Source organism: Micromonospora matsumotoense (assembly GCF_900091525.1).
Taxonomy (GTDB): domain Bacteria; phylum Actinomycetota; class Actinomycetes; order Mycobacteriales; family Micromonosporaceae; genus Micromonospora; species Micromonospora matsumotoensis.
The window spans coordinates 1-12,985 of sequence record NZ_FMCU01000019.1 but is presented as its reverse complement, the minus strand read 5'-3'; the positions used below and the strand labels follow the sequence as shown (position 1 = coordinate 12,985).

The window sequence follows — 12,985 nt, the reverse complement described above, 5'->3', positions numbered from 1 at the left end:
CGCGCAGCACCGACGGGCACGAGGGGAAGGGGAGGGCCGGATGACCACGCCGATCGATGCCGAACAGGGGCCGAACGTGGCCCGGATGTACGACTACTACCTCGGCGGGTGCCACAACTTCGCCGCCGACCGGGCCGCCGCCGAGCAGATCCTGCGGATCTTCCCGGACACCGGGATCGCCGCCCAGGCCAACCGGCACTTCCTGCGCCGGGCCGTCCGGCACGCCGCCGAGCTGGGCGTACGCCAGTTCCTCGACATCGGCGCCGGGCTGCCCACCCAGGGCAACGTGCACGAGATCGTCCGTCAGGTCGCCCCCGACTCGACGGTGGTCTACGTCGACTACGACGAGGTGGCCGTCGCGCACGCCCGGCGGCTGCTGCCGGTCGACGGGCGGACCACCGTCGTCCACGGTGACCTGCGTCACCCGGACGAGCTGCTGGCCCACCCCGACGTCCGGGCGGTGATCGACTTCGGCCGCCCGGTCGCCGTGCTGCTGGTGGCGGTGCTGCACTTCGTCACCGACGCCGAGCAACCGTGGGCCGCCGTCACCCGACTGCGGGAGGCGACCGTCCCCGGCAGCCCCCTTGTCGTGTCCCACCTGACCATGGACGGTGCCCCGCCGCTGCCCACCCGGCAGGGGCAGGCGGTCTACCAACGCAGCAGCGCCCCGCTGGTGCCCCGCCCGCACGCCGACGTGCTGCGCTTCTTCGACGGGTACGACCTGGTCGACCCGGGGCTGGTCCGGGTGGCCGACTGGCGGCCCGACGGGGAGCCACGGGAACGGATCTCCCACGGCTACGCCGGGATGGGCTTACGCCGCTGACCGCCGCCCGCCGTCGTCACACCCGGTCGGGCAGCAGCAGGGTGCGTACCCCGTGCAGGCCGTCCTCGGCGCGGCGGTGCGCCTCGGCGGCGGCGGCCAGCGGGAGCGTCTCGACGGTCCGGGCCCGCAGCCGGCCGTCGACCAGCAACGCGTTGATCGCCCGGGCCGCGTCGGCGAGTTCGGCGACGGTGGCGTGCGAGATCACGAAGCCCAGCACCGCCCCGTCGCGCAGGTACAGCTCCCCGGCGGGCAGCGTCGGGGCGGTCCCCAGCCCGGCCAGCACCAGCACCCGGCCCCGGGGGGCCAGCAGGCCGACGGTGGTGGGCAGGTCGTTGATCCCGGCCGCGTCCACCACCACGTCCACCCCGGACGGACACGCGCGGCGGACCTTCGACGCCCAGTCGACGTCCCGGTAGTCGACCACCGGCTCCGCGCCGAGGCCGGCGCAGAAGTCGGCGTCCCGGGGGTGCGCGGTCGCCACCACCCGGGCCCCGGCGGCGCGGGCCAGGGTGACGGCGGCGCTGCCCACGTTGCCGCCCGCGCCGATCACCAGCACCACCTCGCCCGGCCGGACCCGGGCGTGGGTGACCAGGGCGAGGTACGCGGTCGCGGCCGGATGTGCCACCGCCACCGCCACCAGCGGGTCCACCCCGGCGGGCACCGGGTAGAGCCGGTCGGCGGGCACCGCCACCAGGCCGGCGGCGGCACCGGGCCGGCCGGCGTGGCCCATGCTGTTGCACCACACCCGGTCGCCGGGCGTGAAGCCGGTGACGGCCGCGCCGACCCGCAGCACCGTCCCGGTCAGGTCCCGCCCGACGACGAAGGGGAAGGTCAGCGCAGTGGCGAACGCGCCGGACCGGACGAAGGTGTCCACCCGGTTCACCGGGCTCGCCTCCACCCCGACCAGCACCTCGGTCGGCGTCGGCCCGGGTGCGGGCAGCGCGCCGAACCGGATCGACTCGGCCGGCCCGGTCCGCTCCACGTACGCGGCGGGGGTGGTCTCCGTCGCGCCGGGTCGGCCGGGCCGGGGGCCCGGTGGGGTCGGCCGCCCGGCGGTCGGCACCGGTCGGGCGGTGGGGCCCCGGCCGGGGCCGGTCGCGGCGGTCACGACGCCACCGCCCCGTCCCGTCGGGTGATCCGCTGTCCGAGGTGGAGCACCAGCAGGGCGACCACGGCCCCGGCCGCGCCGAGGGCGTACATGGTGGGCACGCCGGAGGGGAGCGCGGCGGCGCCGGCGGTGGTGCCCAGGCCGATGCCGAGATAGATGGCGGACGAGTTCAGTGACACCACCAGCGGGGCCTGCTGCGGCGCGGCGGCGATCAACCGGTGCTGTTGTGCCGGGGTCTGACACCAGCTCGCCGCGCCCCACGCGCCGACCAGCAGCGCGACCAGGATCGTCGGGGCGGACCCGGCGGTGCTGAGCGCGCCGAGCACGCCCAGCGCGACGGCCATCGCCGCGTACCCGGTCACCAGCACCGGCACCGCGCCCCACCGGTCGGTGGCGTAGCCGGAGGCGACGTTGCCGACGACCGCCCCCACCCCGTAGACCAGCAACATCAGGTTGACCTGGTAAGCGCCGACGCCGAGCGCGCCGAGGGTCGGCACGGCGAAGGCGTAGACGGTGTAGCAGGCGGCCATCCCGATCACGGTGAGCGGCAGCACGGCGAGTACGCCCGGTCGGCGCAACGCGGCCAACCGGGCGCGCAACGGCACGGCCGGAGCACCGGGCAGCGCGGGCATGGCCAGCCGGACGGCCACCGCGACGGCGAGCGCCAGCAGGGCGACCGCGACGAGCGCGGCCCGCCAGCCGAGCCACCGGCCGGTCAGGCCGCCGAGCGGGACGCCCAGCGCGGTGGCGACGGTGAGCCCGCCGATCACCACGGCCAGGGCCCGACCCCGCAGCGCCGGCGGCACCAGCGAGGCACCTGCGGCGCCGGCGTTGGGGGTGTACGCGGCGGCGCCGGCGGCGGCGACGATCCGGCCGACGATCAGCACCGGCAGCGTGTCGGCACCCGCCGAGACGAGGTTGCCGACGGCGAGTACCAGCAGCGCGGTGACCAGCAGGGTACGGCGCGGCAGCCGGGCGGTCAGGGTGGACAGCACCGGGGCGAGGATCGCGTACGAGAGGGCGAACACCGTCACCGACTGCCCGGCGGCTGCGGTGGAGACCCGCAGCGCGTCGGCCATGTCGGGCAGCAGTCCGGCGACCACGAACGCGTCGGTGCCGACGGCGAAGGTGCCGGCGGCGAGGATCAGCGTGAACCGTAGGCCCCGGCCGGGCCCGGCGGTGGTGGCCGGCCCTGGGTCGGTGCGGGTGTGCAGGTGGGACATGAGGTCTCCGGTTGGCGGGACGGCATGCGGCGGCGCGGCGGACCGCGTCGGGCACGGGAATTCGGGTGTGGACGGTCATCGGGTCGGGCGGCAGGGGGAACCGCCCGACCCGATGACCGGGATCGCCGGCCGATGGTGCAGGCGTGGGCGGGCCACCGGGTGGTGGGGCGCGGGCCGACGGTCGGTCGGCGGTCGCGGAGGTGGCGGGCGGGGCGTCAGCCGCGCAGCAGCGCGTAGCGGCGCCGGGTGCGCTCGGCCGCTCCCGCCGGAGCCGAATCGAGCAGGTCGGCCAGGGTGTGACCGGCCAGCTCGCGCCGCCAGGCAAGGTCGGCGCGGTGCATCACGGTGCTGATGGCACACGGGGTGCGGAACTCCGGCGCGGAGGGGTCCACCCCCGCGCCACGCTGGCGGATCTCGGTGCACCGGAACGGGTTGTCGGCCCCGTCGATCGCCACCATCACGTCCATCACCGTCACGTCCGCCGGTTGGCGGGCGAAGCGGAACCCACCGCGCGCGCCGGGCACCGACTGGAGAATGCCGGCCCTGGTCAGGGCCTGGAGGCATTTGGTGAGGTACGCCGGGGGCAGCTCGAACCACTCGGCGAGCCGGGCGGCGGGCATCGGGTGTTCGCCGCCGATCCAGGCGAGGGTGAGGCAGCAGTGCAGCCCCCACTCGACCTGCTCGCTCATCCGCACAACCAGGATAATACACGTCCTGGTTAGCTTCGGGAGTCGACGCCGACGGCCGAATATCCGCGCTCCGATCCCACCCTCGGCCGGGGCAGCGCGCACAGCAGCTCCCGCAGGATGCCCACCCCGTCCTCGGTCAGGATCGACTCCGGGTGGAACTGCACGGACGCGAACCCGGCCGCCCGCAGGGCGTACACCTCTCCGGTCGCCGGGTCCCGGATCACCTCCACCGCCGTGGAGTGCCGCCCGTCCGGCAGCCACCCGGTCGGGCAGCGCCCCGCGAACGTGTTGTAGAAGGCCACCCGGCGGGCCGCACCGAACAACCGGATCTCCTTCTGCACCCCCTGGTTGGGCACCGGCAGCCGGTGCAACGGGATGCCCAGCAGGTCACACAGCACCTGATGGCTCAGGCACACGGCGAGGAACGGGCGGCGGTCGGCCAGCAGCGCCCCGATCGTGTCCCGCAGCAGCTGGATTCTCGGGTCGCCGTCGTCGCGCGGATCACCCGGGCCGGGCCCCGCCACCACCAGGTCGTACGCGTCGACGGTGAACGGCTCGTCGTGCCGGCACACCGTCACCTCCAGCCCCAGCGACCGCAGTTGCTGACCGAGCATGACGGCGAAGGTGTCCTCGGCGTCGACCACCAGGACCCGTCGGCCGCCGAGCACCGGATCGACGTCGTCGGGCGGTGCCGGGTCCCGGACCCCGGACAGCTCCGGGGCCAGCCAGAACCGACCGACCCGATCGTTGCGTTGCCGCAGCGCCCGGCGTACCCCCGGATGTGCGGCCAGCCCACCGACCGGCTGGGCGTGCAGGGCGGTCAGCAGGCCGGCGGCCTTCGCCCGGGTCTCCGCCGCCTCCGCGACCGGGTCCGAGTCGCGGACCAGCGTCGCACCGACCGACAGCCGCAGCCGGCCGCCGGAGTCGATGTCGGCGGTGCGGATCACGATCGTCGAATCCAGGGTCCGGCGGCCGTCCCCGTCGTGGCCGATCAGGGCCAGCGCGCCGCTGTAGTAGGCGCGGCCCGTCGGCTCGTACCGGCCGATCACCCGGGTCGCGTTCTGCAACGGGCTGCCGACCACGGTCGGCGCGAACATCGTCTCCCGCAGCACGTCCCGCACGTCCGCGTCGGTGCGCCCCTCCACCAGGTACTCGGTGTGCGCGAGGCGGGCCATCTCCCGCAGGTACGGCCCGCGCACCCGAGCGCCGTCCGGGCAGATCCGGGCCATCATCTTCAACTCCTCGTCGACCACCATGAACAGCTCGGCGGTCTCCTTGGAGGTGGCGAGGAAGTCGAGCACGCCGGGCACCGTCGGCCCGGAGTCCGGATACCGGTAGGTGCCGCTGATCGGGTTCATCACGGCCCGCCCGCCGGCCAGACTGACGTGCCGTTCCGGGCTCGCCCCGACCAGCGTCCGGTCGCCGGTGTGCACCAGGAACGTCCAGTACGCGCCGTTCTCCGCCGCGAGCAGCCGACGGAACAACCGCAGCGCGGCGGTCAGCGGGTCCCCGGTCAGGTCGGCGATCCAGGTGCGCTTGAGGACGAAGTTGGCCCCCTGCCCGCTGCCGATCTCCGCGTCGAGCACCGCGCGCACCAGCCCGGCGTACGCGTCGTCGGACAGGTCGTAGTCGCCGGGGCCGATCGGGATCTCGCCGTCCGGGATGCGCCGCAGCACCTCGGCCAGCGGCAGCACCTCCTGCCGTTCGACCCGCATCGCCAGCAGCGGGGTGCCGTCGTCGGGGGCGTCGAAGCCCCGCTCGGCCACCTGCCGGTACGGCACCAGGACCAGCAGGTCCTCACCCGTCGGGGTCCGCGCGGGATCGGGCAGGGGCAGGTCGGCCAGCTGGTCGACCGGGGTGACCGGGCCGGCGAGCACGTCGGCCCAGCCGTAGTCGTGCGCGTACGGCCGGTGCAGCAGGGCGAACGGCTGGCGGCGCCCGGTCGGGTCGACGGGTGGCAACGCGGCCGGGTCGGACGGTGGTCGGTGCTCTGCGGACATCGCCCGCCTCCTCTCGTGGGGGTGGTTGGCCGCCCGGCCGGTGGGGCGGCCGGGCGGCCGGTGCGGGGCGGTGCGGGTGGAGGTGCGGGGCGGTGGCCACCCCGGCGTGCGGTTCAGACCCCTGCCGGTGCGGTGACGGTCGGGAGCGCGGCGAGCAGGGTGTCGGTCGACGCCACCACGGCACACCGGTTCGCCGCGTAGGTGAGGGCCATCCGGTGGTCCTCGGCGGTGAAGTCGGCCACCGCGTCGGCGGCGACGAACGTCTCGATGTCGTGCGAGAACGCGTCGCAGGCGGTGGCCAGCACGCCGACGTGGGCGTACACGCCGCAGATGATGAGCTGGTCGCGGCCGGCGGCGCGGATGCGGTCCAGCAGGTCGGTGCGGTGAAACGCGCTGTAGCGCCACTTGGTGAACACCCAGTCCCCGACGGCGGGGGCGAGCGCCGGGTCGACCCGGCGGTGCTGCGGCGCGGCGGTCATCCCCGGCCCCCAGAAGTCGGCCAGCAGGCCGCGCTGGAGCGCGGTCATCGCCCCCGGCTGCGCGGTGTACGCCACCGGGACGCCCAGCTCGGCGCAGCGGGCGCGCAGCCGGGCCGCGTGGTGCCGCAGGGCCCGGCCCGGCTGCACGTCGGGCGGGAACGGACGCAGGAAGTAGCCCTGCATGTCGTGGACGAGCAGCACCGCGCGGGTCGGGTCGGGCACCCAGTCGACGGTGTTGGCGGGCAGGTCGGGCAGGTCGTACCGAATGGTGTCCGGGATGCCCACGGTCTCCTCCTCGGTCGGTCGGGCTCAGACGCCGAGCGTGGCGCCGCCGTCGACGGTCAGGTGCTGCATGGTGATGTGCCGGGCGTCGTCGGAGATCAGGAACAGCACCGCGGCGGCGATGTCGGCCGGGTCGGCGATCCGGCCCAGCGGGATGCCGACCCGGTACGCCTCCGGCACCCCGCCGATGGTGGAGCGCCGGGCCGCGTCGTCGGGCAGCAGCGCGGCCAGCATCGGGGTGTCGGTGGAGCCGGGCGCGACCACGTTGCACCGGATGCCGTACCGGGCGAGTTCCAGCCCGAGCGCCTTGGTGAACGCGGTGGCCGCCGCCTTGGACGCGCCGTACGCGGACATCCCGGCGCGGGCGGTGCCGGCGGCGTTGGAGGCGACGGTGACGATGGTGCCGCGTCGTCGGGGCACCATCCGGTCGGCCACCGCCCGGCAGGTGTGGAACACGCCCGTGGTGTTGACCGCGAAGGTGACCTGCCAGTCGTCCTCGGTGAGCGCGCGCGCCTCACCCGAGCGCAGCACCCCGGCCGCGTTCACCAGGGCGTCGATCGGCCCGAGCGTCCGTTCGACGGTGTCCACCAGCTCGCGTACCGCCGCACCCTCCCGGACGTCGGCGGGGTACGCGGTGAGTGGCAGCCCGGCGGTGCGGGCCTCGGCGACGGTGGCCCGTAACCGGTCGGCGTCGCTGTCGACGGCGGCGACCGGGGTGCCGCGTCGGGCGAGCGCCCGGGCCACCTCGGCACCGATCCCACCGGCCGCGCCGGTGACCAGGGCCGTGCCGACGGTGCTCACCGATCGACACCTTCGGCGGCGAGCACCCGGGCCAGCTCCAGGCGCTTGATCTTGGTGGTGGCGGTGTGCGGCAGGTCGGCCAGCCGGCGGTGCACCGGGTCGGCCATCGGCGGCAGGCCCTGGGCCGCCGCGTGCCAGGCGTCGAGGTCCAGAGGTTTGTCGTCGCGGGTGCAGACCACCGGCACCGGCCGGCCCTCGGTGGCCACGATGATCACCTCGGTCAGGTCGCTCATCCGGGCCAGCAGGTGGTCCTCGGCGACCAGGGTGCTGCCGAAGCCGGGCACCACGTCGACCTCGCGGTCGAGCAGGTGCAGGCAGCCCCACCGGGTGCGGTAGCCGACGTCGCCCATCTTCCACCAGCCGCCGTCGACCTGGGCCGCGTAGCGCTCCGGCTCACCGAGGAAGGTGATCGCCCGGCCGTCGCTGCGGGCCTCGATCCGGCCCGGCGACTCCCGCGTCGGCGGCCGGCCGTCGATCGACACCACCCGGATGTCGGTCATGCCGGGGAACGGCACACCGACGCAGCGTCCGTCGTGCTCCGGCTCCCACCGCCGGCTGTACGTCCGGCCGACCACCGGGCCGGTCTCGCTCTGGCCGTACAGCTGGGCGAACTTCGGGTTGCGGTGGTCGGAGGCGGCCAGCATCCGGCGGATGGTGCGGGGGTGGATCGCGTCGAACGTGCTGCTGAAGTAGCGGACGCTGGCCAGCGGCCGGCGCGGGTCGTCGGCCAACTCCTCCCAGCGCAGGAACGAGTTGGGGTGCGCCTCGATCACGCCGGGCCGGAACCGGACGAGGAGTTCGGCGGCGCGCGCCGGGTCGTCGTCGGCGAGCACGATCAGCGGTACGCCGCGCGACAACGCCAGCGTCATCGCGCTGATCGCCCGGGAGTGCACGAACGACACGTGCAGCAGCAGCGGTTCACGGCGGCGGACCAGCCCGGCGATGGTGGCCTGCGGCCGGTAGCGGGCCTGGAGCGACCAGCCGGTGTGCACGGCCATCTTGGGGATGCCGGTGGTGCCGGAGGTGTGGGTGACCAGCGACGGGTGGTCGGCGGGCATGGTCACGGCCGGGACCCGGGGTGCGCCGGCCAACTCGGCCAGGGCGGTGCCGGCCGGGTGGGTGCCGGCGGCGAGCAGCACCCCGTCGGCCAGTTCGTCGACGCCCTCGGGCAGGGTGCCGGTCAGCTTCGTCTCGTCGGTGAGCAGGTACGCCGGTGCGGCCCGGCGCAGCAGCTCGGCGACCGTCGCACCGTCCAGTTTGGGCGACAGCAGCACGGGGACCGCGCCGATGCGGGCGATGGCGACCGCGAGCAGTGGAATGTCGAAGCCGTCCGACTTGTAGACCACCACCCGGTCGGCGGGCCGGATGCGTGCCGCCCACAGCCGGGAGGCGAGGTCGTCGACGAGGTCCGCGATCTCCGCCATGGTGATCCGGCGGCCGAGTTCCGGTGCCACGTCCAGGTCGTGGTCGAGGATGAGCAGGTTGGCGGGGTGCCGGGCGAGCGCCCGGTCGAAGACCGTGCCGAGTCGGATTCCCTGGTTGGCGACGCGTTGCAGCAGCATGGCTACCGTCCCTCGGAGGACTGTTCGATGAAGGCCTTGAGGCGCGCGAGCGTCAGGTCGATGTCGCCGCGCAGCTTCTCGGTCCACTGGGTGAAGAACCGCTCGGTCGCCTCGGCGTCGAGGTCGGCGGTGATGCCCCGGATGCCTTCGGTCGGCTCACCCATCCGGAACCGGTGGACGAGCAGGCTGCCGCCCGGAGCGGCGTTGATCTCGTACGACCAGACGCTCTCCTGGCGTTCGCCGGCGCTGTTGCGCATGGCCCAGGCGAACGTCCGGCCGGGTGCGGCGCGTACCACCTCGGCGGTGGTCTGCCACTGGCCCCGCACGACCGGCGCCCAGGACACCACGTCCGCGGTGCGGACGTTGTCACCCCGGAACACCGCGCCCACCGTGCCCGGGGTGCCGGAGATCCATTCGCCGCCCTGGCATTCCGGGCTCCACCGGCCACTCGCCGGTAGGTCGCTGACCACCGCGTAGATGTGCTGTGGGGTGGCTCGTACCTCGATTTCGCCGTGCACCGCGAACAATTCGCGATGGCCTTTCGCGCCCAACACGGAAACCTCCTCCCGAGGGCGTGCCGAACTGCCGCACAATGGGCGACAAACGGCACGGGGACGGTCGACAACGACCGGACTTTCGCCGGCTGTGCGCGGTGCGGTGGTGCCACGTGACACGCCGGGGCCGGTAACTATGAGTGCCACACTGATCACTCTCGATCAGGTGTGCGGGTAGACCATAAGTCCGTCGCGGGGGTCGTGCAATGCACCTCGGGTACGCCGGGTCACCCCGTCACTCTGTGCAGCAACCCATCGTGCCTTATCTATACCCAGGCCGTCGGCGTGGCACGGATCGACCTGATCCGTGACTCCGGGTCACCTTTTTGGGCTGGATAGACCTCCCAGGATGTGGGAAGTGTCGCTGGTGGGGGGTGGGTTGCTCCCGCTGTCGGTCCCGAGGGCGGCGGGCGACTCGGGGCGAGCTGCTGATCAACGCTCCCGGTGGGCGGCGATGGAACAGTGGGCAGGGCGACATGACCTCCGTCACTTCCGTCGGGTCGATGCCCCGGACGGGTGGTGCCGCCAGTGATCCCATCCCATTTTTCGGACGGGTGGGGGAGTTTGTTCTGGTCACCCTGTGCCACCAAGGGTGCTGGCCGGTCGGACGTTCGATGCTGGTGGCGGGACGAGTGCTGGTGGCCCCGGTCGTCGGCGGCCGGATTGCCGGTCCCAGTTCGGCTACTCTGCGTGCTCGCCGGTCGTGGAGCGGCGGGCGATAACCGGGACATTGCTTGTCAGGGTTCCGGTGGCGTCCTAGACTCGGCGCTCGACAGAGGTGTGAGACATCCGCTTGAGGGAAGTTGCGGTGTTCAATGTAATGGTGGGTCTGAGCTAGCCAGATCATCCTTTTCTGACCAGGGAACGACCACTTCACGCCGCGCCTCCGCCGGAAGGCTGCGGCGCACCGGTCGCACCCATTTTCCGTGACGAATATCCACCAGCGGTGTGTACTGGAGTTCGGTATGCGCCGCTCAACGGTCCACGCACCCACGGCCCGCGGCCCGGTCGCGGCCGTCGCCTGATCCGCCCGTCAGTTCCCTCGATCGTCCCCGGCCGGGCCATCCCGGTCGCCCGGTCCGGCCGTCGCCTGCCCGGTTCCCGCACCGACGCCGGGGTGGGGTGCCCGCCGTCTGCGGACCGCCACGGGCCGTGGCGTGCCCATATGCGCAGCGCATAATGGGTACGGCCTCCGCGCGGACCGGTGGGGGCGAGGAGCAGCGACGGCCGCCGGTCGGGGGCCGAGGCGATGAGCGGAGACGGCGGTACGGTGACCCAGGCGATGCCGAACGTGACCCGGAACACGCGCCAGCGCGGCGAGGTGCTGGCGTTGCTGCGCGAGGTCGACGGTTTCCACACCGCGCAGCAACTGCACCAGATGCTGTTGGCCCGCAAGGCCCGGGTCGGGCTGACCACGGTCTACCGGACCCTGCAACTGCTCGTCGACGCCCAAGAGATCGACTCCACCCGATTGCCCGGCGGTGAGCAGTTGTTCCGCCGGTGCAGCCAGAGCCGACACCATCACCACCTGGTCTGCCGGCGGTGCGGCAGCACGGTGGAGGTGGCCGGGCCGGCGGTCGAGCGGTGGGCCGACCAGGTTGCCGCCCAGCACGGCTTCACCGAGGTCGGGCACACCTTCGAGATCTTCGGCACCTGCGCCCGGTGCGCCCACTGATCGACGCGGGCACGCTGCGCGCCGGGCCGCCGTCTTTCGCCCGGCTGTCGCCGGTGCGTGGCCGCCCGGCGGCGTGCGGGTGTCGCCTGTGGGCGGCCGCCCGGCAGCATTCGGGGGGTTCAGGAGTTGACCCCGGGTGGAGACGAAGCGGCGGTAGGGCTCCGAGTCGACCGCCGCCGGACGGAACGCGGCGACCCGGCGACAGTTCTGGAACGCCAGCTTCACGCCGAAGTGGCGTGTCAGGCCCGTATCCACACCCCGGTACGACGCCGCGTCAGCGTCGGCCGGTCTCGCACCTCGCCAGCGGTGGCTCCTCGACGTACCGCAGCTCGGCACAGCGTCGCAGCGAGCGGGAGGGGGAGAGCCGCCACTCGTAGCGGGCCGCCTGGAAGCCCATGAAGGTGGTGCGTCCACAGCACCGGAAGGATGCGGAGCCCTCGGGGAGCAGGTGTTGCTCCTCGACCCCGTCGATCTCGATCCGCACCTGCAGCCGGTAGTCGGACACCCCGTGCGGAAGCACCTCACCGGTGTCGGACGGGGGCTGGAGCGTGACCGGCAACTCGATGGTCTGCCCGGTGGTGAGGACATGGGGACGGTCGGGGGCCCCGTCCGCCGCGTCTGTCCCGGACTGGCCCTCGTCGGATGCCGTGGCGGTGGAAGCCGGGGCGTCGTCGCGACAGGCCAACTCCACCCAGGGGCCGTCCTCCTCGGTGGGCGTGACCTGGGCGATCGGTACCGCCACCACCGACACCCCGGTGACGTCGAGGTCACGCCGCGCGTGCACCGACAGGAGGTGGGCGGGCTCGGGAACCACCGGGACGCCGCCGCTGCGCTGCGCCCACTCGGCGAACCGTCGGCAGTCCGTGACCTGCGGCGGTGGCCCCGCCTCGGCCCGATCGCGGGCGATCTGGAAGGTCAGCTCGGTGCCGCCCTCGGGGGCGGTGAGCCGGGCGGCCAGGTCGACGGCCGGGCCGGAGTCGACCGGGCGGGCGGGATCGGCCGGACCCGACGGTGCGGAACGCTCCGCCCGGTGTTGCGCACCGTCCGACGCCCCGAGCAGCCGGACCACGCCGAAGGCCAGCAGCGCGGGCAGGACCAGGACGACGACGAGCAGGGCGGTCTGCCGCCGGTCGGTGTTCACAGTTTCCCGACCGGCGGTCCGGCACCGTCCGCGGTCCAGCCGTTGAGGAGCTGCGCGTGGTACCGGTCCTGGTAACGGCGGGCCAGGCCGGTGCTGCGGAACGGCCGGCCGTGGTCGTCGACCACCTGGACGCGCCTCTCGCCGTGGAGATCGAGTTCCAGTTCGACGACCCATTCGCAGTACGACCGGTCGGTGTACGCCTGGACGTCGAGGGTCACCGGTTCACCCGGGGAGAGGGTCAGCGCGCGGCGGTCCCCGTAGGCCGCGCCGAGCGTCTCGTCCTTCGGCCTGATCACGCGGGCGATGCTCTCCGGCTCGTCGAGGTCGAAACCGATACTCACTGGACGTTTCCTTCACCTTCGCGCCAGTGTGACCGATTGGCGCCCCGGCCTTGGCGGGGCAACATGTCCCACTCGGGCCAGAATAGCCCCATCCCACCCGGCTCCACCCTGACCGGAAACGCAGCATTTCACCCCGGGATCGTGTCTGGTTCACATTCGGCTATACATCGACGGACATGACGTCCGCCGACCCGGTGCCACGGCACCGTACGCCTGAATCATGACCGCGCGACGAGCCTATCCGTCCGACCTATCCGACGCCCGATGGGCCCTGATCGCACCCCGTCTGACCGCATGGCGGCAGGCC

At 73.7% G+C, this 12,985-nt stretch carries 12 protein-coding genes and 2 pseudogenes; 3 read left to right on the top strand and 11 right to left on the bottom strand.

Annotation, left to right across the window (positions count from 1 at the left end; translation table 11 throughout):
* The first annotated feature begins 40 nt into the window (after positions 1–40).
* Complete coding sequence (locus GA0070216_RS27255; protein WP_091252033.1) at positions 41–823, top strand: SAM-dependent methyltransferase; 783 nt, start codon at positions 41–43, stop codon at positions 821–823.
* 16 nt (positions 824–839) lie between these two features.
* Here the strand turns inward: GA0070216_RS27255 and GA0070216_RS27250 are convergent, their stop codons facing one another.
* The 8 genes from GA0070216_RS27250 to GA0070216_RS27215 all read right to left on the bottom strand — a co-directional run bounded on the left by GA0070216_RS27250 (position 840) and on the right by GA0070216_RS27215 (position 9,521).
* On the bottom strand, positions 840–1,931 hold the full coding sequence (locus tag GA0070216_RS27250; RefSeq protein ID WP_218108288.1) for an NADPH:quinone reductase: 1,092 nt from the start codon (positions 1,929–1,931) through the stop codon (positions 840–842).
* A complete protein-coding gene (locus GA0070216_RS27245; protein WP_091252031.1) occupies positions 1,928–3,154 on the bottom strand; it encodes an MFS transporter in 1,227 nt (408 codons plus the stop codon). Before GA0070216_RS27245 ends, GA0070216_RS27250 begins: the two co-directional genes overlap by 4 nt.
* Positions 3,155–3,369: 215 nt before the next feature.
* On the bottom strand, positions 3,370–3,843 hold the full coding sequence (locus tag GA0070216_RS27240; RefSeq protein WP_218108287.1) for an RrF2 family transcriptional regulator: 474 nt from the start codon (positions 3,841–3,843) through the stop codon (positions 3,370–3,372).
* A gap of 29 nt (positions 3,844–3,872) precedes the next feature.
* The gene (locus GA0070216_RS27235) at positions 3,873–5,843 is read right to left on the bottom strand and encodes a chorismate-binding protein (protein ID WP_091252027.1); all 1,971 of its coding nucleotides are present in this window, start codon (positions 5,841–5,843) and stop codon (positions 3,873–3,875) included.
* 113 nt (positions 5,844–5,956) lie between these two features.
* The gene (locus GA0070216_RS27230; protein WP_091252026.1) at positions 5,957–6,607 is read right to left on the bottom strand and encodes an isochorismatase family protein; all 651 of its coding nucleotides are present in this window, start codon (positions 6,605–6,607) and stop codon (positions 5,957–5,959) included.
* A 24-nt stretch (positions 6,608–6,631) separates the two neighbouring features.
* Positions 6,632–7,405 carry a 2,3-dihydro-2,3-dihydroxybenzoate dehydrogenase gene (locus tag GA0070216_RS27225; protein ID WP_091252023.1) on the bottom strand — a complete coding sequence of 258 codons (774 nt, stop codon included), beginning with the start codon at positions 7,403–7,405 and terminating at the stop codon, positions 6,632–6,634.
* Positions 7,402–8,967, bottom strand: coding sequence for a class I adenylate-forming enzyme family protein (locus GA0070216_RS27220; RefSeq protein WP_091252020.1), 1,566 nt, complete (start codon positions 8,965–8,967; stop codon positions 7,402–7,404). The genes GA0070216_RS27225 and GA0070216_RS27220 overlap by 4 nt, the downstream gene beginning before the upstream one ends.
* Before the next feature lie 2 nt (positions 8,968–8,969).
* Positions 8,970–9,521 carry an SRPBCC family protein gene (locus GA0070216_RS27215; RefSeq protein ID WP_091252017.1) on the bottom strand — a complete coding sequence of 184 codons (552 nt, stop codon included), beginning with the start codon at positions 9,519–9,521 and terminating at the stop codon, positions 8,970–8,972.
* Between the two features lie 1,249 nt (positions 9,522–10,770).
* Here GA0070216_RS27215 and GA0070216_RS27210 point away from each other — a divergent pair.
* Positions 10,771–11,196, top strand: coding sequence for a Fur family transcriptional regulator (locus GA0070216_RS27210; RefSeq protein ID WP_091252014.1), 426 nt, complete (start codon positions 10,771–10,773; stop codon positions 11,194–11,196).
* Positions 11,197–11,313: 117 nt separating this feature from the next.
* Here the strand turns inward: GA0070216_RS27210 and GA0070216_RS36495 are convergent.
* From GA0070216_RS36495 to GA0070216_RS27195, 3 genes and pseudogenes are all read right to left on the bottom strand, one after another.
* Positions 11,314–11,439: pseudogene (locus GA0070216_RS36495) on the bottom strand (SCO5389 family protein); the annotation flags it as partial.
* Positions 11,440–11,470: 31 nt separating this feature from the next.
* Positions 11,471–12,337 (bottom strand): hypothetical protein, encoded by an 867-nt coding sequence (locus GA0070216_RS27200; protein ID WP_091252012.1) that lies wholly within the window; start codon positions 12,335–12,337, stop codon positions 11,471–11,473.
* Complete coding sequence (locus GA0070216_RS27195; protein ID WP_091252010.1) at positions 12,334–12,678, bottom strand: hypothetical protein; 345 nt, start codon at positions 12,676–12,678, stop codon at positions 12,334–12,336. The genes GA0070216_RS27200 and GA0070216_RS27195 overlap by 4 nt, the downstream gene beginning before the upstream one ends.
* A gap of 220 nt (positions 12,679–12,898) precedes the next feature.
* Here GA0070216_RS27195 and GA0070216_RS34065 point away from each other — a divergent pair.
* A pseudogene (locus GA0070216_RS34065) lies at positions 12,899–12,985 on the top strand (IS5 family transposase); the annotation flags it as partial.

What these genes read in the sequence shown, in the direction of transcription:
- GA0070216_RS27220 (WP_091252020.1), bottom strand. Translation starts at nt 8,967, where the DNA reads ATGCTGCTGCAACGCGTCGCCAACCAGGGAATCCGACTCGGCACGGTC.
- GA0070216_RS27245 (WP_091252031.1), bottom strand. Translation starts at nt 3,154, where the DNA reads ATGTCCCACCTGCACACCCGCACCGACCCAGGGCCGGCCACCACCGCC.
- GA0070216_RS27210 (WP_091252014.1), top strand. Translation starts at nt 10,771, where the DNA reads ATGAGCGGAGACGGCGGTACGGTGACCCAGGCGATGCCGAACGTGACC.
- GA0070216_RS27255 (WP_091252033.1), top strand. Translation starts at nt 41, where the DNA reads ATGACCACGCCGATCGATGCCGAACAGGGGCCGAACGTGGCCCGGATG.
- GA0070216_RS27235 (WP_091252027.1), bottom strand. Translation starts at nt 5,843, where the DNA reads ATGTCCGCAGAGCACCGACCACCGTCCGACCCGGCCGCGTTGCCACCC.
- GA0070216_RS27240 (WP_218108287.1), bottom strand. Translation starts at nt 3,843, where the DNA reads ATGAGCGAGCAGGTCGAGTGGGGGCTGCACTGCTGCCTCACCCTCGCC.